Annotated in this window: 18 protein-coding genes and 1 tRNA gene; 10 read left to right on the forward strand and 9 right to left on the reverse strand. The window is 72.8% G+C overall.

Features of this window, described 5'->3' with window-relative positions; genetic code table 11:
- The first annotated feature begins 4 nt into the window (after positions 1-4).
- A complete protein-coding gene (locus tag AB0C17_RS17130) occupies positions 5-784 on the forward strand; it encodes a histone deacetylase (RefSeq protein WP_357385353.1) in 780 nt (259 codons plus the stop codon).
- A gap of 315 nt (positions 785-1,099) precedes the next feature.
- Positions 1,100-2,842 (forward strand): bifunctional metallophosphatase/5'-nucleotidase, encoded by a 1,743-nt coding sequence (locus AB0C17_RS17135; RefSeq protein ID WP_357468717.1) that lies wholly within the window; start codon positions 1,100-1,102, stop codon positions 2,840-2,842.
- A gap of 95 nt (positions 2,843-2,937) precedes the next feature.
- On the opposite strand, the gene AB0C17_RS17140 is transcribed toward AB0C17_RS17135, so the two are convergent.
- Positions 2,938-4,227 (reverse strand): MFS transporter, encoded by a 1,290-nt coding sequence (locus AB0C17_RS17140; RefSeq protein ID WP_357385357.1) that lies wholly within the window; start codon positions 4,225-4,227, stop codon positions 2,938-2,940.
- Positions 4,228-4,337: 110 nt separating this feature from the next.
- Here AB0C17_RS17140 and AB0C17_RS17145 point away from each other — a divergent pair, with 110 nt between their 5' ends.
- Positions 4,338-4,811 (forward strand): hypothetical protein, encoded by a 474-nt coding sequence (locus tag AB0C17_RS17145; RefSeq protein ID WP_357479312.1) that lies wholly within the window; start codon positions 4,338-4,340, stop codon positions 4,809-4,811.
- 72 nt (positions 4,812-4,883) lie between these two features.
- On the opposite strand, the gene AB0C17_RS17150 is transcribed toward AB0C17_RS17145, so the two are convergent.
- The 4 genes from AB0C17_RS17150 to AB0C17_RS17165 form a co-directional block, all read right to left on the reverse strand.
- On the reverse strand, positions 4,884-5,987 hold the full coding sequence (locus AB0C17_RS17150) for an ionic transporter y4hA (protein ID WP_357468723.1): 1,104 nt from the start codon (positions 5,985-5,987) through the stop codon (positions 4,884-4,886).
- Between the two features lie 34 nt (positions 5,988-6,021).
- Complete coding sequence (locus AB0C17_RS17155) at positions 6,022-6,744, reverse strand: HAD family hydrolase (protein WP_357385363.1); 723 nt, start codon at positions 6,742-6,744, stop codon at positions 6,022-6,024.
- 80 nt (positions 6,745-6,824) lie between these two features.
- Positions 6,825-6,901: transfer RNA gene (locus AB0C17_RS17160), tRNA-Pro, on the reverse strand.
- A gap of 146 nt (positions 6,902-7,047) precedes the next feature.
- Positions 7,048-7,941, reverse strand: coding sequence for a metallophosphoesterase (locus tag AB0C17_RS17165; RefSeq protein ID WP_357385381.1), 894 nt, complete (start codon positions 7,939-7,941; stop codon positions 7,048-7,050).
- 25 nt (positions 7,942-7,966) lie between these two features.
- Between AB0C17_RS17165 and AB0C17_RS17170 the strand changes: the two genes are divergently transcribed.
- Entirely contained in the window at positions 7,967-8,422 is a 456-nt protein-coding gene (locus AB0C17_RS17170) for a GatB/YqeY domain-containing protein (protein WP_357385383.1), read from the forward strand.
- Between the two features lie 76 nt (positions 8,423-8,498).
- Here AB0C17_RS17170 and AB0C17_RS17175 read toward each other — a convergent pair whose 3' ends face one another.
- Complete coding sequence (locus AB0C17_RS17175) at positions 8,499-10,940, reverse strand: transglycosylase domain-containing protein (RefSeq protein ID WP_357468731.1); 2,442 nt, start codon at positions 10,938-10,940, stop codon at positions 8,499-8,501.
- Between the two features lie 404 nt (positions 10,941-11,344).
- On the opposite strand from AB0C17_RS17175, the gene AB0C17_RS17180 reads away from it, so the two are divergent.
- Complete coding sequence (locus tag AB0C17_RS17180) at positions 11,345-11,665, forward strand: WhiB family transcriptional regulator (protein ID WP_043327856.1); 321 nt, start codon at positions 11,345-11,347, stop codon at positions 11,663-11,665.
- A 9-nt stretch (positions 11,666-11,674) separates the two neighbouring features.
- Here the strand turns inward: AB0C17_RS17180 and AB0C17_RS17185 are convergent, their stop codons facing one another.
- The 3 genes from AB0C17_RS17185 to AB0C17_RS17195 are packed head-to-tail and all read right to left on the reverse strand — an operon-like array spanning position 11,675 to position 14,483.
- A complete protein-coding gene (locus AB0C17_RS17185) occupies positions 11,675-12,823 on the reverse strand; it encodes an ArsA-related P-loop ATPase (RefSeq protein ID WP_357385387.1) in 1,149 nt (382 codons plus the stop codon).
- 54 nt (positions 12,824-12,877) lie between these two features.
- On the reverse strand, positions 12,878-13,852 hold the full coding sequence (locus AB0C17_RS17190) for an ArsA-related P-loop ATPase (protein WP_357468734.1): 975 nt from the start codon (positions 13,850-13,852) through the stop codon (positions 12,878-12,880).
- A 49-nt stretch (positions 13,853-13,901) separates the two neighbouring features.
- Positions 13,902-14,483, reverse strand: coding sequence for a hypothetical protein (locus tag AB0C17_RS17195; protein WP_357479315.1), 582 nt, complete (start codon positions 14,481-14,483; stop codon positions 13,902-13,904).
- Positions 14,484-14,817: 334 nt separating this feature from the next.
- Here AB0C17_RS17195 and AB0C17_RS17200 point away from each other — a divergent pair, with 334 nt between their 5' ends.
- The 5 genes from AB0C17_RS17200 (at position 14,818) to AB0C17_RS17220 (ending at position 20,432) form a co-directional block, all read left to right on the forward strand.
- On the forward strand, positions 14,818-15,249 hold the full coding sequence (locus tag AB0C17_RS17200; protein WP_357385580.1) for a hypothetical protein: 432 nt from the start codon (positions 14,818-14,820) through the stop codon (positions 15,247-15,249).
- Positions 15,250-15,311: 62 nt separating this feature from the next.
- Complete coding sequence (locus AB0C17_RS17205) at positions 15,312-15,467, forward strand: DUF4177 domain-containing protein (protein WP_013289021.1); 156 nt, start codon at positions 15,312-15,314, stop codon at positions 15,465-15,467.
- 5 nt (positions 15,468-15,472) lie between these two features.
- Positions 15,473-15,934: a RidA family protein gene (locus tag AB0C17_RS17210; RefSeq protein WP_174535414.1), complete on the forward strand. Its 462-nt coding sequence runs from the start codon at positions 15,473-15,475 to the stop codon at positions 15,932-15,934.
- 137 nt (positions 15,935-16,071) lie between these two features.
- Positions 16,072-16,854 carry an MBL fold metallo-hydrolase gene (locus AB0C17_RS17215; protein WP_357385582.1) on the forward strand — a complete coding sequence of 261 codons (783 nt, stop codon included), beginning with the start codon at positions 16,072-16,074 and terminating at the stop codon, positions 16,852-16,854.
- Positions 16,851-20,432 carry an adenylate/guanylate cyclase domain-containing protein gene (locus AB0C17_RS17220; RefSeq protein WP_357385394.1) on the forward strand — a complete coding sequence of 1,194 codons (3,582 nt, stop codon included), beginning with the start codon at positions 16,851-16,853 and terminating at the stop codon, positions 20,430-20,432. The genes AB0C17_RS17215 and AB0C17_RS17220 overlap by 4 nt, the downstream gene beginning before the upstream one ends.
- Positions 20,433-20,541 lie beyond the last annotated feature (109 nt).

Genomic DNA, 20,541 nt, shown 5'->3' on the forward strand with positions numbered 1-20,541 from the left:
GCCGATGCTCTGGTATGTCGCGTACGGGTCCAATCTGCACGCCGCACGGCTCGACTGGTATCTGCGTGGCGGGTGTCCACCCGGCGGGCTGCGCACGTACCCCGGCTGCCGGGACCGCCGGCCACCGCGCCGGACGGTCCCGGTGCTGATCCCCGGCGGCGTCTACTTCGCCGGGGAGTCGCGGGCCTGGACCGGCGGCATGGCGTTCTACGACCCGCTGCTGCCCGGCCGGGCGGCAGCGCGCGGCTACCTGGTGACCGTCGAGCAGTTCGCGGACATCGCCGCGCAGGAGATGTACCGGCCGCTCGGCGCCGACCTGGCCGGGATCCGCGTGGCGGTCGAGACCGGCCGGGCGAGGCTCGGGCCGGGCCGCTACGAGACGCTGCTGCGCGTCGGTGTCCACGAGGGCCTGCCGATGCTCACGTTCACCGCGCCGCACCGGGCGGTGGAGGTGCCCTGGACCCGGCCCGCACCGGTCTACCTCGGCCTGCTGGCGCGCGGGCTGCGCGAGGCGCACGGATGGGACGCCGCGCGCACCGTCGGCTACCTGGCGGGCCGGCCGGGGGTCGCCGGGCGGTGGACCCGGTCCGCGTTGCGCGCGCTCGTCGGCGCCGCCTACAGCGGACCGCCGGACCGGCCCTCCGGGGCGTCAGTCGAGTTCGGACAGTTTGCTCGATATGCCGGGCCGTCGAAGATGAACGACCGTTCGGTCGGCGATGGGTGTCCGGCAGGAGGTGATTCGGGCGAAGACGGTTGCCAGCGCAAGGAATTCCGCGTGACATGAGCGTCGGCGCCGGCTCCCTGTCCCTGGGAGCCGGCGCCTTCGACGACGGCCGGCGCCGACAGCGTGCGCCGCGCGGAATTTCATCTGACCGTCATGTCCGACTCGTCCGGCAGACCGGTACCCGCCGTCCGAGACAGCGACGATTCCTGATGCCGCCCCGTTCGACCTGGCGGCTGGTGGATGAGAAGCTACCCCGGCGGGGTGGCGTTCCCCCGAGTACCGCTCTCCGCGATCGACACCTGTCACGGCACGGATAAGGGTCGCCGGGCGAACCATCGTCCGGACGCCACATACCTGCATCTCACGAGGAGTTCCATGTCCGTCACCGGGATGCGACGCCGGGCCGCCGTCGGCCTGGCCGCACTCGCCGCGACCGCGTTCACCGCGGTCGCCGTCACCCCCGACCAGGCCGAGGCCCGCCCGAAGCCGGTCGACGTCCAGTTGCTCGCGCTCAACGACTTCCACGGCAACCTGGAGCCGCCGAGCGGGTCCAGCGGCACCATCGACGGTCAGCCGGCCGGTGGTGCGGAATACCTGGCCAGCCACCTGAAGTCGATGCGCGCCGCCGCGAAGCAGCAGGGCAAGGGCACCGTCACCGTCGCCGCCGGTGACCTGATCGGCGCCTCGCCGCTGCTGTCCGCCGCGTTCCACGACGAGCCCACCATCGAGGAGATGAACCTCGCCGGGCTGGAGTTCGCGAGCGTCGGCAACCACGAGTTCGACGAGGGCGCGGCCGAGCTGCTGCGCATGCAGCGCGGTGGCTGCCACCCGGTCGACGGCTGCGCCGACGGCACGCCGTTCGGCGGCGCCAAGTTCACGTACCTCTCGGCGAACGCGTTCAAGACCTCCACCGGCCTGCCGCTGATGCAGCCGTTCGGCATCAAGATCGTCAAGGGTGTCCCGATCGGTTTCATCGGGATGACCCTGGAGGGCACCCCGAACATCGTCAGCCAGCAGGGCGTCGCCGGCCTGCGGTTCACCGACGAGGCCGACACCGCCAACAAGTACGCCAAGATCCTGCGCCTGCTCGGGGTCAAGAGCATCGTCGTGCTGCTGCACGAGGGTGGTGTGCAGAACGGCGGCGGCATCAACGACTGCACCGGGTTCAGCGGCCCGATCGTCGACATCGCCAACCGGATGGACCCGTCGATCGACGTGATCGTCAGCGGGCACACTCACGCCGCGTACAACTGCAACATCAACGGCAAGCTGGTCACCAGCGCCAGCTCGTTCGGCCGCCTGGTCACCCAGATCGACCTGAAGATCGACCCACGTACCCGCGACGTGGTGAGCGCGTCCGCGAACAACGTGGTGGTCACCCGGGACGTGAAGCCGGACCAGCCCTCGACCGACCTGATCAACAGGTACAAGACCGCGCTCGGCCCGGTGGCCGACCGGGTGGTCGGCGAGACCACCGCCGCGATCACCAAGACCCAGGAGAACCTGTACCAGACCGGGGTCGACGTCAACGGCAAGCCGACGTACCAGACCGGTGAGTCGCCGCTGGGCAACCTGATCGCCGACGCCCAGCTCGCCGCCACCGACACCGAGCAGAACGCGGTCGCCGCGTTCATGAACCCCGGTGGCGTACGCGCCGACCTCGACGCCGGCCCGGTCACCTACGCCGAGGCGTTCACCGTGCAGCCGTTCGCCAACAACCTGGTGACGCTCGACCTGACCGGCGCGCAGCTCTACTGCATGCTGGAGCAGCAGTTCACAGTGGCGCGTGTGCTCTACGCGTCCTCGACCGTCAACTACGTCGTGGACGTCAACGGCACCACCGCGCCGGCCGGCACGCCGTGCGCGGGCACCCGGGTGGTCCGGGGCAGCCTGACCATCAACGGCGCCCCGGTGGCGGACACCGCCACCTACCGGGTCACCGTGAACAACTTCCTCGCCGGTGGCGGCGACGGCTTCAGCGTCCTGACCGGCGGCACCAACGCGGTGACCGGCCAGATCGACCTGGACGCCTTCACCGCGTACCTGACCGAGAAGTCGCCGGTCTCCCCGCCGGCGCTGGACCGGATCCGCACGACCACCGAGGTCGCGGCCGGCTGACGGCCGACCGCACCGCCGACGGGCCCCGGAGCGTTCGCTCCGGGGCCCGTTCGCGTGTCAGGCTGCGCGCTTCGTCGCAGGCCGCCGGCTTCGTGTCAGGTCGCCCGCGCGGGCTCGGGCTCCGGCGTCGCGGCGGCCGTCGGACGGCCGTCCTGCGCGGCGGTGAGCAGCGGACGCAGCGACAGCGCGAGCAGCGAGGCGGCCAGGCAGCCGCCCACCACCACCGCCACCCAGACCCGCCCGTCGGCCGCACCGATCAGCGGGCCGGCGGTGACCGGACCGACCACGCCGCTGATCCCGAAGATCATCGAACTCATGGCGTTGTACCGGCCGCGCAACTCGTCCGTGGCCAGCGCGTTCGTGAGCGCCGGCATGACCGGCGACAGCATCGTCTCGCCGAACCCGAAGATCGCCGAGCAGGCCACCACGCCGAGCGCCGCGAGCACCGCGTTGCCGCCGCCCACCACGCCCGCCGCGCCGAGCACCAGCCACGCGCCGGCGAAGACCGCGCCGACTGTGGCGAGTGCCCGGGTGCGGCTGCGTCCCTCCAGCCGCCGGATCACCAGCAACTGCGAGAGCACGATCATGACGGTGTTCGCGGCGAGCGCCCACGCCACCACCCGGGGCGTCACCTCCACCACCCGGACCGAGTACGCCGCGAAGCCCACCTCGATCTGCGCGTACCCGCAGGTGGTGAGCACCAGGCCGAAGAGGACCAGGCGGCGGAACGGCCGGTCCCGCAGCACCGTCAGGTAGCCGCCGGTGCTCCGGCCGGCGGACTTCGCATCCGCGGCCACCGCCGGCCGGCGCCCGACCCGCGGCAGGCTCAGCAGGATCAGCGCCGGGATCAGGTAGCTCACCGCGTCCAGCAGGTAGATCACCTCGAAGGTGAACGGACGGGCCACGTCGACCACCGCGCCGGAGATCAGACCGCCCGTGCCGATACCGAGGTTGAGCAGCGCGAAGTTGAGCCCGAAGACGCGTTGCCGCTCGCCGTCGTCGGTCAGCGACGCCAGGATCGTGTTCTGCCCGGCCCAGATCGCCGAGCTGCCCACGGCGACAAGCGTCATCACGCCGAACGCCGACGCGGTCGAGTCGACGAGCGCCAGCGAGCCGGTGCCGATCGCCTCGATCACCAGGCAGGGCAGCACCACCCGGCGTGCACCGAACCGGTCGATGAACGTGCCGGCCAGCGGCGAGAGCGCCAGCGTGACAGCGCCGAACCAGCCGATCACCAGACCGGCCCGGGTGTCGGTCAGGCCGCGTACGTCGGTGAGGTAGATGAACAGGAACGGCAGGGTGAGGCCGCGCCCGACGGCGGAGAAGAGCGTGCCGAGCAGGATCCGGCGGGCTTCGGGACGGGCGGGCAGGGCGCGGCGCAGCATGGCAGGGATTCTGTTCGGCGGGTACGACGACCGCGACCCGTTTACTCCTTACACCCGCCGTCGCCGGGCCGGAAGGTGAGCGAGCACACGTGCTCTGCCATGCTGACCCGGTGACGACGACCTGGCGGCACCTGCCCGCACCGGCCCGCGAGATCGCCGAGACGGCCACCGACGCGGTGGGCGCCGCGCAGGCCCGCGACACCGAGGCGTACGCCCCGGCCGTCGAGCGGCTGGCCGCCGCCGACCGGGCCGGGCTGGTGCTGGGCGGCGTGGTCCGGCTGCTGCTGGAGGAGGGGCACCCGGACGGGCTGGACGGCGACGACGTACGGCAGGTGCTGGAACAGTGCGTCAGGTCGGCGGCGCCGTGGTGGCCCGACGTCGACCCGCACGTGTTGCTGGTGCTGCTGGCCGGCGCGCTCGGCGTCTACGACCCCGGCGACGACGACAGCCCGCCCGACCCGGCGGCGGTCGCCCGGCACGCGCCGCTGCTCGTGGCCGATCTGCTCGCGGTCACCGGACGGCCGTTCGCCGGTTACCTGACCGCCGCGTTCGCCGAGGTGGCGCGCACGGAGACGCACGACTGACGGTTCTGTCGACCCTCCTCTTCGGCGGGCTTGATCACGGCCTGGCCTGTTCACGGCCTGGCGGCTGCCGGCTTACGGGCTGGCGGCCAGGAAGACGAACGCGGCGAGCAGGACCAGGTGCACCCCGCCCTGGAGCACAGTCGCCCGGCCCGGCACGACGGTGAGCACCGCTGTCACGGCGGTCAGCGCCAGCAGCGTCATCTGGGTGCCGCCCAGGCCCAGCACCAGCGGCCCGTCCAGCCAGATCGAGGCGATCGCGATGGCCGGGATGGTCAGGCCGATGCTGGCCATGGCCGAGCCGAGCGCGAGATTGAGGCTGATCTGCACCCGGTCCCGCCGGGCCGCCCGGGCGGCGGCGAGCGTCTCCGGCAGCAGCACCAGCAGCGCGATGACCACGCCGACGAACGCCTGCGGCAGGTTGGCCGCGCTGACCGCCGTCTCGATCGCCGGGGAGATCGTCTTCGCGTCACCGACCACCGCTACCAGCGCCACCACCAGCAGGGCCAGGCTGGCCAGCGCGGTACGCGTGGACGGCGGCTCGGCGTGCCCGTCTCCGGTCTTGTCCTCGGCGAGGATGCTGCCCTCCTGGGTCACCGGGAGGAAGTAGTCGCGGTGCCGACCGGTCTGCACCATCACGAACAGCAGGTAGAGCGCCAGCGAGGCGACCGCCGCGAAGGCGAGCTGCGCGGGGGAGAACTCCGGCCCCGGCCGGCTGGTGGTGAACGTCGGCACCACCATGCTGAGCGTGGCCAGCGTCGCCACTGTGGCGAGCGCCCCGCCGGTGCCCTCCGGATTGAACACCGCGACCTTTCGCCGCAGCGCGCCGAGCAGCAGCGACAGGCCGAGGATGCCGTTGCAGGTGATCATGACGGCGGCGAAGACGGTGTCCCGCGCCAGCGCCTGCGTCTTGTCGCCGCCGCTGATCATCAGCGTGACGATCAGACCGACTTCGATCACGGTGACAGCCACCGCGAGCACGAGTGACCCGTACGGCTCACCGACCTTGTGCGCGACCACCTCGGCGTGGTGCACAGCGGCGAGCACAGCCGCCGCGAGCAGGGCCGCCACCACGAAGATGAGCGGGCCGGGCAGCTCCCGTCCCCAGGTCATCACGAGCACGAGCACGGCGACCAGGGGCGCGACGGTGGTCCAATCGGTGAGTCGGGATCGGATCATCGGCGGCATGCGGATACTTTGCCAGGAGGCACTGTCAACCCCGAGTGGCGGGGTGGCTTCGCGTAGTCGTGTCGATCTCGTCCGATCCCGTCAGGACCGGCTCCACGAGCCGAGCGGGTAGGTCACGGAGGTTCGCGATCACGGTTCCGATCCAGCCCGGGTCGGTGTCCTGGTGCTCGATGGTGCGCAGCACCATCATGCCGGTCGCCGCCGCCCCCGCCAGCTCGCCGTCCGCGCCGTCACCCACGTACACGCAGTCGGCGGGCGTGACGTCCAGCCGCTGCGCGGCGGTGCGGTAGATCGCCGGATCCGGCTTGGCCAGCCCGACGGCACAGGAGAAGACCGCGACGTCGAAGCGCCGGGCCAGCGGGGCGTCCGCCCACGCCTCGGCCGTCTCCGAGGTGGCGTTGCTGATCAGCGCCAGCCGGTGCCCGCGCTCGCGCAGCGCGTCGAGCACGTCCAGCGTGGCGGGCGAGACGCGGCCGAGCACGCGACGGGCGAGCGCGCGCCGGTGTGCCGCGGCCTCAGCCACCTGCTCGTCGGTCGGCGTACCGCCGAGCCGCCCGGCGAGGATGCGGACGGTCTCCTCCGCATCCCACCGGACCAGCCGGTCCCGCCAGGTCGCGTGGTACGCGGCGACGAGCGCCGCCGGATCCACCCCGACGATCGGAGCCATCTCGCCGACCACCCGGTCCCGCTCGTCGTCGGCGCCGTGGACCAGAGTGTGGAAGAGGTCGAAGACGACCGGCCGTGGCATGGCGGGATCCTACTGCGACGGTGGGCGGGGCCGGGAAACGCAGAGGGCACATCCGATCATCGGATGTGCCCTCTTACCTCTGGTCGGGGTGGCCGGATTCGAACCGACGACCTCTTCGTCCCGAACGAAGCGCGCTACCAAGCTGCGCCACACCCCGAGGCGTGCCGACAAATAGTAGCCCACCCGCCCGCACGGTCAAACTCGGTACCCCCCGCCCCGCGTACCCGGCAGATCTTGGTACGGATCGGCCCCCGGAGGGGCGGGCGCGTACCAAGATCTGAAGGGCGGCGGGGCGGGGAACCGTCAGCGGGGGATCAGCGTCAGGATGCTGGCCTCCGGGGGGCAGGCGAAGCGGATGGGGGCGGTGGGGTGGGTGCCGAGGCCGGCGGAGACGTGCAGCCAGGAGTCCGAGCCGGGCCAGCGGTGCAGTCCGCGCGCCATCGAGCGGGGCAGCCCGCAGTTGGTCACCAGGGCGCCGTACCCGGGCACGCATACCTGGCCGCCGTGGGTGTGCCCGGCGAGCAGCAGGCCGAAGCCGTCGGCCGCCATCCGGTCCAGCACCACGGGCTCGGGGGAGTGGGACACCGCGATTGACAGCGCCGCGTCGCCGCTGACCGGGCCGGCCACGGCGTCGTAGTCGTCCCGTTCGATGTGCGGATCGTCGACGCCGACGAGTTCGATCTCCCGCCCGCCGGCCTTGAGCGTGGTGCGGGCGTTGTTCAGGTCGGCCCAGCCCGCGCCGGTGAGGATGTCGCGCAGCTCCTCGTACGGCAGCGGCACGCCCTCGGTGTACTCCCGGTCGGGCAGGAAGTAGGTGAAGGGGTTCTTGAAGACCGGCCCGGTGTAGTCGTTGGAGCCGAAGACGAACGCGCCGGGCAGGTCGAGCAGCGGTTGCAGGGCGCGCAGCACGCCCGGCACGGACTCCGGGTGCGCCATGTTGTCGCCGGTGACCACCACCAAATCGGGGTCGAGCGCGGCCAGCGAGGCCACCCAGTCCTGCTTGCGTCGCTGGTCGGGCGTCATGTGCAGGTCGGACAGGTGCAGTACCCGCAGCGGTTCGGCGTCGGTCGGGAGGACCGGTACGTCGTACCGGCGGAGGGTGAACATGTTGCGCTCGATGAGCGACGCGTACGCCAGGGTGGCCGCACCGGCGGCGACGGTTCCGGCCGCGAGCCGGAATAGTGTGCGCTTTCGCATGGCGTTCAGGGTAGTTTCACCGTCCATGAGCACGCTGAAGGACCGTCTCACCGCCGACATGCGCGCCGCTCTCAAGGCGCGCGACGAGCTGACCACCTCCACGCTGCGGATGGCCCTGGCCGCCGTGGGCAACGCCGAGGTCGCCGGCCGGGAAAAGCGCGAGCTCAGCGACGACGAGGTGCTCGCCGTGCTGACCAAGGAGGCGAAGAAGCGCCGGGAGGCGGCGGTGGCTTTCGCCGACGCCGGGCGCGCCGAGCAGGCCGGCAAGGAGACCGCCGAGGGTGAGGTGCTGGAGCGCTACCTGCCCAGGCAGCTCCCCGACGAGGAGCTGGCCGAGCTGGTCTCGGGGGCGCTCGCCGCGGGTGGCTTCACCGGCAAGGCGCAGATGGGCCCGGCCATGAAGGCCGCCCAGGCCGCGGTGGCCGGCCGGGCCGAGGGTGGCCGGGTGGCCGCCGAGGTACGCCGCCAGCTCGGCCTCTGAGCCGGCGCTCCCGTAGTGCGGAAAGGACGACGGCCACCTCCCGTAGGAGGTGGCCGTCGCTGTCTGCTGTCTGGAATCAGTTCCCGGGTCGTCCCGGTCGGCCGTTACCTGGTCCGCCCGGGCCACCCGGCCGGTCCGGCGTCGCGCCGCCGCCCTGCTCCGGGGTGGTGCCCTTGCCGGAGCTGACCTCGATCATCACCACGCCGCCCTTGATGGTGCGCCCGTCCGGGCTGGTGCCGGCCGCGGTGCCGGCCGGGCACTCCGACGCCACCTTGTTGCTGGAGACCACCGGCTCGAAGCCGGCGCCCTTCAGCCGGGACTTCGCGGTCTCGATGGACTCGCACTTCACACCCGGGATGGAGCGCTGGTCGCCCAGGACGATCTTGCCGCTGGGCGGCGTGAAGTTCTTCCGCTCCTTGCCCCTCATGGCGTCGCGCAGCGTCTGGTAGACCGCCGGGTTGATGCCGGTGGGCACGTCGTGACCCATCTTCTGGGTGGTCTGCGGCCAGTCCGGGTCGGCCATGATGCCGGCCACCGCGTACTGCTTGGTCATCGCGACCAGCGCCGAGGTCTTCTCCGAGTCGGTGGTGCCGGACTTGCCGGCCACCGGAGCGTCGACGATGCCACGGACGTTGCCGGCGGTGGGGGTGCCGCACTTGGTGGTGGAGGAGCGGTCACCGACCGGGCAGCGGGCGGCGTCCACGGCGGCGCGGGCCACCTCGGTGCTGATCCGCTGCTCGCAGCGCGGGTTGGCGACGTCCAGCTTGTCGCCGTCCGGGCCACGGATCTCCTGCACCGGGATCGGCTCGCAGTACTTGCCGTCGGCGGCCAGCGTGGCGTACGCGTTCGCCAGCTCCAGCGGCGTGGTCTGGGAGACGCCGAGGCTGAACGCGCCCCACTGGTGCGGGTTGGCGGCGAGCTGCGCGTCGCTCGACGAGCGGAACGAGATGCCGAGCTTCTGTGCCGCCTTCACCACGTTCTCCGCGCCGACCCGCTGCTGCAGGTCGATGAAGAACGTGTTGACCGAGAAGCCGAAGCCGCTCCACATGTTGTGCATGCCGGCCATCGCGGGGTTGGCGTTCTTCGGGCAGTACTTGTTGGTGCCCGGGCAGGCGGCGGGCGAGTTGAACTCGACCGGGTAGTCGGACTTGAAGACCGGCCCCGCGTTGATGGGGTAGCTGAGCGGGTAGCCCTTCTCCAGCGCCGCCACCAGCGTGAAGATCTTGAAGGTCGAGCCGGCCTGGTAGCCGGCGATGCCGGGACCACCAGTGACCAGCGGGTTCACCGTGTTGGGGTAGTTACCCCGGATCTTCTTCTTGGCCTTCTTCGGGTCGCTGGAGATCTTGTTCTGCGGGTCGGCCGGGTCGTCGAGCTTGAAGTTCCGGTTCACCGCCACGGCGCGGACCCGGCCGGTGCCCGGCTCGATGGCGGCCACCATGCGGGCCGCCTTGCTGCTCTCGCCGAGCTTGTTGCGGACTGCCTTGTCGGCGCCCTTCTGGGCCTGGACGTCCAGCGTGGAGATGATGGTGTAGCCGCCGCTCTTGAGCCGCCGCTCACGGTCGTACGAGGTGGCGCCGAACGTCTCCTGCTGGAGCCACCAGCGGTAGAGGTAGTCGCAGAAGAAGCCCCACGAGCGGGTGGTGGTCTGGGTGCAGCCGTTCGGGGTGCGCTTGCCCTTGACCACGAGCTTGATCTTCTTGGCGGCGTCGGCCTCCTGCTGGGTGATCGCGCCGATCTGCACCATGTTCTGGATGACGTAGTCGCGCCGGCCGGCCGCCTCCGGGTAGCCCGACTTGGTGGTCGGGTCGAACGAGGTGGGGGCCTTCACCATGCCGGCGAGCATCGCCGACTCCTGGATGTCGAGCTTGCTCGGCGGCTTGTTGAAGTAGACCTGGCTGGCCGCCCAGATGCCGTACGCGCCGTTGCCGAACGCGGCGATGTTCAGGTAGCGCCGGAGGATCTCGTCCTTGGAGAGTTCCTTGTCGACCTGGAGCGCCAGGCTCATCTCGCGCAGCTTGCGGCCGCTGGTGTCCTCGGTCGCGGCGACGACGTCGGCCGGGTGGGTGGCCGAGTAGGAGATGGCCAGCCGGACGTACTGCATGGTGAGCGTCGACGCGCCCTGCCGGGAGGAGCCGGCGGCCTGGTTGTTGACGAAGGCGCGCGCCACACCGTTGATGTCCACGCCGTTGTGCTTGTAGAAGTCGTGGTCCTCGGCCGCGATGATGGCCTGCCTCATGTACGGCGAGATGTCCTCGAACTTGACGTCCTTGCGGTTCTCGTCGTACATCGTGGCCAGCACGGTCTTGCCGTCGGACGCGAGCAGCTTGGTGATCTGCGGGGCGCGGGCGACTGTCAGCTCCTTGGGCAGCGCCTCGAACGTCTCCGCACCCGCCTTGGCGGCCAGTCCGGACATCGCCGCCACGGGGAAGGCCGCCGCGGCGACCACCACTCCGGCCAGTAGGCCGCAGATCAGCAGCGATGCGGCGTTGGTCAGCACGTTGTGGTCACGTTTCCGCATCCAGGTCACCTCGACAGGGTACGCGAGCAGGGAACGGCGGGCGCGCGGGGAACTTTCCCCATTTCCTGCACGCGCCGGCCTCGTTGTGCTAAACGCACGAGCCCTGGTCCGAGGTTGCGTGAGATCCGGCGGAAGTCTCGCCGAACTCCGGGAGCGGCGCAGCGTTTTCACGTAGTCGGGCCGGGTAGTCGCGGGGCGAAAGCCCGGGAAGCCGGGAGTGTCCGGAATGATGGATTTCGCCGACAACGTTGCGTAATCGGGCGACTACACAGCATGATGGTGGCGGCGACCGCAGCCATGTGTCGTTCGTGCCTCCCTGGGGAGGCCGGCGCGAACGACCGGGGGGATGTACGAGGGGCTGCTCGCGCGAAGTCGGTAGGTACTGCAAGGGGGGACGTGTACAGATGGGCATGATCACTGACTGGCCGTCACTGGCGGCGTGTCAGAACGGAGACCCGGACGCGTTGTTCGTACAGGGCGCCGAACAGAACGTGGCGAAGAGGATCTGCCGGAGCTGCCCAGTTCGGTACGAGTGCCTGGCCGACGCGCTCGACAACCGGATCGAGTTCGGCGTGTGGGGTGGCATGACCGAGCGCGAGCGCCGGGCGTTGCTGCGCCGTCACCCGCAGGTGACCAGCTGGCGCAAGATGTTCGAGGCGGCCATGAAGAAGAACGCCAAGGAGAAGGCCGGCAAGGACAAGGTCCTGGTCACCACGGCCACCTGACCGGCCCGGTCAGCTCCGGCTGATCGCCTCGCCGATCGTCCGCAGCCCGTCGACGTCGTGCACGTCGGCGGGCTGCGCGGTCACCGACACCGCCGGCACCGCCGGGAACGCCTCGGTGAACCGGGCCGCCACCCGCTCCTCGCGTACCGCCTGCTGGGCCAGCGCGGCGTGCGCGCGCAACACCTCGGCGGCGCCCTCGTGCCCGCCCATGCCGGCCAGCCGCTCCGCGGCGGCCAGGCTCTCCGCCGCGGACAGGTCCGCCGCCGGCCGGTGCACCCGGTTGAGCACCAGCCCGGCCAGCGGCATCCGCTCTTCGCGCAGGCGGCCGGCGAAGTAGGCGGCCTCCCGGACCGCGTCCGGCTCCGGCGCCGCGACCAGCAGGAACGCCGTCTCCCGGGCCTGCAGGATCCGGTACGTCTGCTCGGCGCGCTGCCGGAACCCGCCGAACATCGAGTCGAGGGCGGCCACGAAGCCGGACAGGTCGGTGAGCAGCTGGGCGCCGATCACCTTCTGCACCACCTTGGAGAACATCCCGAAGCTCGCCGTGACCAGGCTGAACATGCTCCGCCCGCCGCTGCGCGCGGGGGCCAGCAGCAGCCGCAGCATCCGGCCGTCGAGGAACCGGGAGAGCCGGGCCGGCGCGTCAAGGAAGTCGAGCGCGGACCGCGACGGCGGCGTGTCCACCACGATCAGGTCCCACTCGCCCCGGGCGTGCAACTGGCCCAGCTTCTCCATCGCCATGTATTCCTGCGTGCCGGCGAAGGTGGAGCTCATGGCCTGGTAGAAGGGGTTGGCGAAGATCTCCGCCGCCTTCGCCGGGTCGGTGTGCTGAAGCACCACGTCGTCGAACGTGCGCTTCATGTCCAGCATCATGGCGTGCAGTTCGCCGCCGCTGGCCTCGACGTCGATGCCCTTGACCTGGCGGGGTGTGTTGTCCAGCTCGGTCAGGCCGAGCGACTGCGCCAGCCGGCGGGCCGGGTCGATGGTGAGCACCACCGTCCGCCGGCCGTGCCGCTCGGCGGCCCGCAACGCCAGCGCCGCGGCGGTGGTCGTCTTGCCCACTCCGCCCGCCCCGCAGCAGACCACGATCCGTACGCCGTCGTCGGCGAGGATCTGGTCGACGTCGAGCGGAGGCGCCGCGTCTTCGGAAGGCACCAATCGAGCGTATCGGTCCCGAGGGGCACTCTGCTCCGTGCCGGCCGCAGGTGTGAGTCAATCCGCCCGGACGAGGGCCTCGGCGAGCGTCTCCAGCCCGGCCCGGTCGACCCCGTCGGGCAGCAGCGGCAACTCGACCAGGGGCAGGCCGAGATCCACCAGGTCACCGCGGAGCGAGTCCTCCAGCTCACGGCGTACCTGCTGGTCACGAGCCTCCTCGACGAGCCCGGCCACGGTCGGGCCGTCGGTCGGCAGGCCGGCGGCGGCCAGCCCGCGCTTCAGCTCGGCCGCCGTCACCGCCCGCCCGGCCGGCACCGGCGGGCGGACGCCGTTGACGATCACCCGGCCGACCGGGAAACCGAGCTGGGTCAGCTCCGCCACCGCGTCGAGCGTCTCCTGGACCGGCATCTCCTCCAGCAGCGTGACCACGTGCACGGCGGTCATCGGCGACCGGAGCAGCGCGGAGACACCGTCGCTCTGGGTCTTGATCGGGCCGACCTTGGCCAGCCGGGCGGTCTCCGCCGTCACGTTGAGGAAGCGGCCGATCCGCCCGGTCGGCGGCGCGTCCAGCACCACCGCGTCGTACGTCCGGCGCGACCCGCTGGTCCGGGTGGTCGCCTCCTTGACCTTGCCGGTGAGCAGCACGTCGCGCAGGCCCGGCGCGATGGTGGTGGCGAAGTCGATCGCGCCGAGCTTGCGCAGCGCCCGGCCGGCGGCGCCGAGCTTGTAGAACATGTCCAGGTATTCGAGGAGCGCCTCCTCGGCGTCGACCGCCAGCGCCCGCACCTCACCGCCGCCTGGCGCGTCGGCGAGGTGCCGTTCCTCGTACGGCAGCGGGTCGGTGCCGAACAACTGGGCGATGCCCTGCCGGCCCTCCACCTCGACGAGCAGGGTGCGCCGGCCCCCGGCGGCCAGGCCGAGGGCCAGCGCGGCGGCCACGCTCGTCTTACCCGTGCCGCCCTTGCCGGTCACCACGTGCAGGCGGGCCGGCCATCTGCCGGCGGACTCGGCCGGCTGCTCACTAGCTGCCACCCGTCGAGCCTAACCAGCCGTTGGGACCAGCTCTGTCCGGCCGGTGGGATCAGCCGACCTCGCAGACCCACCAACCCGTCTTCCGCATCACGGTGAAGCGCAGCGCCTGCTCGGCGACCTTCTCGTCGGCGGTGGTCATGGTCACCCGGGCGGAGACGGTGGCCCGGTCGCCGGTCTGGTTGTCGACTGTCGGGGTGGCCCAGCGGAACCGGGGGTTCTGGTACTGCGCGACGTACTCCCGCACCTCGGCGACCTTGGTGGCGATCCTCTCGTCGTCGCGGGCCGCCGAGCAGACGAACGCGGCCGCCTTCTCGGCGTCGCGCTCCTGGTAGACGGCCTTGAGGAAGCCGTCCACCGCGACCTGCGGCTCCTTCGCGCCCTGGCCGTCCTCGCTGTCGCGCAGCGCGAGGAACGCGGCAGTGCCCCCACCGCCGCAGAGCAGGACGGCGGCGGCCAGCACCAGCGAAGCGATCAGCGCGGCCGGTCGCTTGCGCGGCTGCGTGCCGCCGGACGGGTACGCCGGCGGACCGGCTGTGGGAGGGGATCCCGGCGGCGTGCCGCCGGGAGGCGGCGGTTGCGGATTCGGGTCGCCGGGCGTGCCGGCGTCGCCACCGGCGGGTGGTTGGGTCATCTGTCTCCCCCGGGTTGCGGCTCCCGTCGCCGCCCCAGGCGACGGGCACGGGTCGAGGTGTGCGGGCGCGCGTCGGCGCGCGTCCAGCCGGAAGGGTAACGGTCGGCGAGGCGCTTGCCAGCCCCGCGTACACGCCCCATCGGACGGAAACCGGCTATCGCCTTCCCGACCAGCCTTGTGTCGTAAATGTGACTCGACGTGACCAGGCGTGCGCGTCCCGTTGCCGGGAGTTGGTGGAGGCTCTACGTTCGTCCAGACGCGGAGAGCCGGACCGGGGACGGTTCCGAGCCGAATGGCGGTTTTGGTGAACAGGTACGACGCCCGGAGGCGACGGATGCGCGACGCGGAGAACAGTCCCCGAGCCCAGTTTCCGGGCGACTGGGCCGGGCGGCCGGGGGAGGCGGAGCTGCCGTTCAACGAGCGGTCCTACGGCCTTCCCGCCGAGGTGGTCCGGACGCTTCCCCGCCCCGGCGGGAAGGGGCGGGACGAGGACGAGCCCGGCTACGTCATCCACCTGCCGGTCCGGGTATCCGACCTGGCGGCGGCCACCGCGCTCGCCGGCACCGTGGCGACCTCGCTCGGCTTCCTCGTGGAGCTGGACGCGGGCGAGACCACCGTCTCCACCGCCGACGACCAGAACAACAGGCACCGGGTCTTCTGCGACCTGCTGCTGCCCGACCGCAGCCGGTGTCCGCAGCCCTTCGAGCACGAGGGCCCGTGCGGCGAGCCGCCACTGCCGCCGGAGCCGCGTCCCGCGTCCTGGTGACGGCGGCGGACCGTAGGCTGTGCCTGACCGAAGTCCAAGTCAGGCAAGGGAGCCCTCCTCCGATGCAGAAGTGGGAATACGCCACGGTGCCGCTGCTGGTCCACGCGACCAAGCAGATCCTCGACAACTGGGGCGAGGACGGCTGGGAACTGGTCTCCGTGGTCCCCGGCCCGAACCCGGAGCAGCTCGTCGCGTACCTGAAGCGTCCGAAGGGCTGACCCGGATGAGCAACGGACCCCACGCGAAGCTCGCCGAACTCGGCCTCGAACTGCCCGAGGTGGTGCCGCCGGTGGCCAGCTACGTGCCGGCCGTCCAGTCCGGGCAGCACGTCTACGTCTCCGGCCAGTTGCCGATGGCCGAGGGCAAGCTGCTCGCCACCGGGAAGGTCGGCAACGGCGTCTCGGCCGAGCAGGCGAAGGACCTGGCGCAGCGGTGCGCGCTCAACGCGCTCGCCGCGATCGACGCACTGGTCGGGCTGGAGAACGTGGTGAAGGTCGTGAAGCTGACCGGCTTCGTGGCCAGCGCACCGGGCTTCACCGGACAGCCCGGCGTGATCAACGGCGCCTCCGACCTGTTCGGCGCCGTGTTCGGCGAGGCCGGGCGCCACGCCCGCAGCGCCGTGGGCGTGGCCGAGCTGCCCCTCGACGCCCCGGTAGAGGTAGAGGTCATCGTCGAGGTCGCGTGACCCGGCCGTTCCCCCGCCCGCGATCTTGCGGTTGCCGCCCCGGCAGAAGCCCCAGACGGGGACAAAGCTCGGGCCGGTACCGCAAGATCGCGGGGAGCGGCGGGCGGAGTCGTACGATCGCAGCCATGGGTGGGCGGATGGCCGGGGCCGCGGGAGCGCTCGCGGAGGAGCTGCCGGCGTGGGTGACGTTGCTGCGTGCGCCGAACCCGGGGCCGATGACGCTCGACGGGACGAACACGTGGGTCCTGCGGGCCGGGCCGGACGCGCCGGCCGTCGTGGTCGACCCCGGGCCGGCCGACGAGGGTCATCTGGCCGCGATCGCGGCGCAGGGGCCGATCGGGCTCGTGCTGATCACGCACGGGCACGCGGACCACACCGAGGGCGCGCCCCGGCTGCGCGAACTGCTCGACGGCGTGCCGGTGCTCGCCGCCGACCCGGCGCACACCGCCGGAGGCGAGCCGCTCACCGCCGACACCACCCTCGACCTGGGGCTGGACCTGCGGCTGCTGCCCACCCCCGGGCACACCGCCGACTCGGTCTGCCTGCTCGCCGCGCACGACGGCGACCGCGTCGTGCTGACCGGTGACACCATCCTCGGCCGGGGCACCACAGTGGTCGCCCACCCGGACGGGCACCTCGGCGACTACCTGTCGAGCCTTGAACTGCTCTCCGCGTACCGGGAGATCCCGGCGCTGCCGGGCCACGGCCCGGCGCTCGCCGACTGCGGTGTGGCGGCCGACTTCTACCTGGCCCACCGGCGGGCCCGGCTGGACCAGGTGCGCGCGGCCGTCGCCGCGGGCGCCACCACCGCGGCCGAGGTGGTGGCGGTGGTCTACGCCGACGTCGACAGGTCGCTGTGGTGGGCCGCCGAGTGGTCGGTCCGGGCCCAGCTCGAACACCTCGGAGTGGAGCAGCCGTGACCTGCCCGGTGTGCGGAACCGTTGCCGTGCCCGGGGCGCGGTTCTGCCACAACTGCGGGGCGGCGCTGCCTGCCGCCGCCACACTGCCCGCCGCCGAGCGCCGTGTGGTGACAGTGCTCTTCGGCGACCTGTCCGACTTCACCTCCTGGTCGGAGGACCTGGACCCGGAACGGGTCGGCGCGGTCACCGACCGGGTGCTCGCCGCCCTCGCGGGTGCGGTGAAGACGTTCGGCGGGCACGTCGACAAGCTGACCGGCGACGGGATCATGGCGGTCTTCGGCGCCCCGGTCGCGCACGAGGACGACGCCGAGCGGGCGGTCCGCGCCGCGCTGTCCATGCAGCGCGCGGTGCGGCGGGTGCTCGACGACGAGCGCGGCGGCGGCGCACCGCTGGGCCTGCGTGTCGGCCTCAACACCGGGGACGTGATCGCGGGCATCCAGGCGGCGATCGAGTACACGGTCATCGGCGACACGGTGAACACCGCCGCCCGGCTGGCCGACGCCGCCGCCGTCGGCGCGGTCTACGCCGGGGCGCGCACCTCCGCCGCCACCCGGCACGTCGCGTCCTGGCGGGCGCTGCGCCCGCTGCGGCTCAAGGGCAAGCGGGAGCCGGTCGAGGCGTACGAGCTGCTGGGCCTGCTCGACGCGCCCGGCACCCGGTCCGGCCTCGGCGACGAGGCGCCGTTCGTGGGCCGGGAGACCGAGATCGGCCGGGTCGCCGGCCGGCTCGCCGAGGTGATCGACCGGGGCGAGCCCCGGGTGCTGCTGATGACCGCCGAGGCCGGGATCGGCAAGTCCCGGTTCGCTGCCGAGGTGGAACGCCTCGCCGCCGGCTACGACGTCGGCGCCGGGCGGTACGCGGCGCACACCGGCGCCCGGGTGCTGTCGGTGCGCTGCGCGGCGTTCGGCGAACGCCGCCGGCTGGCGCCGCTGGCCGACCTGGTCCGGGCCGCCGTCGGCCTGCCAGGTGACGCGGCCACGGCGGTGACGCGGGCGGCCGTCGAGGAGCGGCTGCGCCGCCTCGGCCAGCGCCTGTCCCGGCTGCCCGGCGACCCGCCGCCGATCGCCGTGGACCAGCTCCTGGCCCTGCTCGGGTACGCCGAACTCCCGCCCGCCACGGAGAACGGCGAGTGGAACGCGGCCGGGCCGCCACCCGACGACGAGGCGGTGCCGACCGCTGTCGCGGACCTGCTCAGCGCGCTCGCCGGTGAGGCGCCGCTGGTGATCGTGGTGGACGACCTGCACGACGCCACCGCCGAGACGCTCAAGGCGCTGGCGCTGACCCTCAACCGGCTCAGCGGGCCGGTGCTGGTGCTGCTGCTCGGCCGCCCCGAGCTGGTACGCACCGCCGGCGCGCTCACCCGCGTCGCGGACGCCGAGGTGCACGCGCTGCCGCCGCTGCGCGGCGCGGACGCCTCCCGGCTGCTCACCAGCTACCTGTCCGGTGGCCGCATGCCCCAGGCCGACACGGACCGGCTGCTCGCCACCGCGCAGGGCAATCCGTTCTACCTGGCCGAGCTGGTCACGTTGCTGATGGAGCGCGGAGCGCTCACCGCCGGGCCCGGCCGGGGCGTCGATGTCGGCTGGCGGCTCGCACCCGGTTCGCTCGGCAGCCGGCTGCTCTCCCGGGACCTGGCCGCAGTGCTCGCGGCGCGTATCGACGCGCTGCCGCCGAACGCCCGCTCGGCACTGCGCGACGCCGCGGTGGTGGGCGACACCGTACCGGCGGGCGCGCTGGAGGCGCTGCGAGAGCAGCGGGTCGGACGCGACGGGCGGCCCGCCGCGGTGGCCGCCGTCGAGGAGGACCGGGCGGTGGAGGAGCTGCTGCAACGGCGCATGCTGCACCGCACCCGCAGCGGGTTCGCCTTCGCCACCCCGCTGATGCGCGAGGCCGCGTACGCCGGGGTGAGCAAGGCCGAACTGGCCGAGCGGCACGCGGCGCTGGCCCGCTGGGCCGCGCCGGAGAGCGTCGACGGGACCGGTGCCGCTCCGGGTGGCACCTTCACCGAGGCCGCCCGGGACGACTTCGTCGCCGAGCACGTGGAGCGGGCCACAGTCCTCGCCGACGCGGTCAAGCTGCGCCCGGACGCACCGGCCCGGGCGGTCACCCCGCTGGGCGTGGCCGCGCTGGGCCGGGCCGCCCGCCGGTCGCTGCGGTCGGGGGAGCCGGCGCTGGCCGTCGAGTACGCCGAGCGCGCCGCCGAGCTGGCCCGCGACGGGGTGCCGGCGGCCGACCGGGTGACGCACGCCCGGGCACTGCTCCAGATCGGCCGCCCGGCCGACGCGCTCGCGTTCGCCGAGAAGATCGCCGCGAACACCGCCGACCCGGCCACCCGGACCGCCGCGCTGCTGCTCGCCGGGCAGGCCCAGCAGACCCTCGGTGACGCCGAGCGGGCCGAGTGCAACTGGCAGGAGGCGTTGCAGGTGGCCACCGAGGCCGGCCTGCCCACCCTGCGGGCGTCGGCGATGCGGCGGCTCGGCATGGCCGACTTCATCGCCGGCCGGCTCGGGCAGGCCAGCAGCCGGCTGGCCGCGTCCTATCAGGTCAGTCTCGCCGCGCGGGATCCCCGCGGCCAGGCGTGGTCGTTGCAGAACCTGGCCTGGGTGACCACCACCCGTGGCGACTTCGCCGGCACGGACGCGGTACTCGGCCGGGCCGCCCGGCTGTTCGCCGAGCTGAAGGACCCGTACGGGCGGGCCTGGCTGCGCGGCACCACGGCGTTCGCCCGGCTGCTCGCGGGCCGGCTGCGGGAGGCGTGCCGGATGGCGCGGGTGTTCCTGCCGTTCGGGGAGCGCGTCGGCGAGGCGTGGGCGGTGGGTACGTTGCGCGCGGTCGAGGCGTACGCCACCGCCGAGCTGGGCGACCTGGCCGAGGCGGACCGGGCCGCGCGCCGCGCGTACCGGGACTTCGCCGAGGTCGGCGACGACTGGGGGCAGGGCTTCGCGCTGGTGGTGCGTGGGGTGGTGGCGCGCGGGCTGGGCGAGCCGGAGCACGCCGGCGACCTGCTCACCGACGCGCTCGAATACGCCGACCGGACCACCCACCCGCTGCTCACCGGCATGGCCGGCACGCTGCGCGGCTTCGTGGCGCTGGACATGGGCGACCACGAGACCGCCGAGCGGGAGGCCCGGTCGGTGCTGACCCGGGTGGAGCCGCACAACCCGCAGGCGCCGGCCCAGGTCGCGCCGCGCGTGCTGCTCGCCATGGCCCGGCTCGCGGCGGGTGATCCGGGCACCGCCGTGGGGCTGCTCGCCCCGGTCGCCACCGGTGCGGCGAACGCGCCCTCGCTGCTGTTCTCCCGGCGGCAGACGATGGCCCGGTACGCCGCCGCGCTGCTCGCCCACGGCCAGCGCGAGCAGGCGCTCGACTGGGCCCAGCGGTCGATCACCGCGCCCGCCGAGGACGTGCGCAGTCAGGTGGTGGCGCGGCTGGTGCTGGCCGAGGCGCTCGACGCCTGCGGTCGCCGGGCCGAGGCGCTGACGAGCGCGGAGGAGGCGGTACGCCTCGCGTACGCCACCGAGCAGCGCAGTGAGCGGATGGTCGCGGACGCGTTGCGGGTGCGCCTCTCCGGCGGCTGATCGCCGCTTGTTCTGACGGTTCCGGGGATGTGTTCGGCCCGGTGGCCGGTTAGCGTGGGTCGGCGACAGTCGTGGATCGACTGTCGCCTCCCGGTGCGCGTACGTGTCA

It is taken from the genome of Micromonospora sp. NPDC048887, assembly GCF_040649715.1.
GTDB lineage: Bacteria > Actinomycetota > Actinomycetes > Mycobacteriales > Micromonosporaceae > Micromonospora.

Bases quoted from the DNA above. Each gene is read 5' to 3' on its own strand.
- AB0C17_RS17130 (WP_357385353.1), top strand. From the start codon at position 5: ATGCTCTGGTATGTCGCGTACGGGTCCAATCTGCACGCCGCACGGCTC.
- AB0C17_RS17135 (WP_357468717.1), top strand. From the start codon at position 1,100: ATGTCCGTCACCGGGATGCGACGCCGGGCCGCCGTCGGCCTGGCCGCA.
- AB0C17_RS17140 (WP_357385357.1), bottom strand. From the start codon at position 4,227: ATGCTGCGCCGCGCCCTGCCCGCCCGTCCCGAAGCCCGCCGGATCCTG.
- AB0C17_RS17150 (WP_357468723.1), bottom strand. From the start codon at position 5,987: ATGATCCGATCCCGACTCACCGATTGGACCACCGTCGCGCCCCTGGTC.
- AB0C17_RS17155 (WP_357385363.1), bottom strand. From the start codon at position 6,744: ATGCCACGGCCGGTCGTCTTCGACCTCTTCCACACTCTGGTCCACGGC.
- AB0C17_RS17165 (WP_357385381.1), bottom strand. From the start codon at position 7,941: ATGCGAAAGCGCACACTATTCCGGCTCGCGGCCGGAACCGTCGCCGCC.
- AB0C17_RS17170 (WP_357385383.1), top strand. From the start codon at position 7,967: ATGAGCACGCTGAAGGACCGTCTCACCGCCGACATGCGCGCCGCTCTC.
- AB0C17_RS17175 (WP_357468731.1), bottom strand. From the start codon at position 10,940: ATGCGGAAACGTGACCACAACGTGCTGACCAACGCCGCATCGCTGCTG.
- AB0C17_RS17180 (WP_043327856.1), top strand. From the start codon at position 11,345: ATGGGCATGATCACTGACTGGCCGTCACTGGCGGCGTGTCAGAACGGA.
- AB0C17_RS17195 (WP_357479315.1), bottom strand. From the start codon at position 14,483: ATGACCCAACCACCCGCCGGTGGCGACGCCGGCACGCCCGGCGACCCG.
- AB0C17_RS17200 (WP_357385580.1), top strand. From the start codon at position 14,818: ATGCGCGACGCGGAGAACAGTCCCCGAGCCCAGTTTCCGGGCGACTGG.
- AB0C17_RS17205 (WP_013289021.1), top strand. From the start codon at position 15,312: ATGCAGAAGTGGGAATACGCCACGGTGCCGCTGCTGGTCCACGCGACC.
- AB0C17_RS17210 (WP_174535414.1), top strand. From the start codon at position 15,473: ATGAGCAACGGACCCCACGCGAAGCTCGCCGAACTCGGCCTCGAACTG.
- AB0C17_RS17215 (WP_357385582.1), top strand. From the start codon at position 16,072: ATGGCCGGGGCCGCGGGAGCGCTCGCGGAGGAGCTGCCGGCGTGGGTG.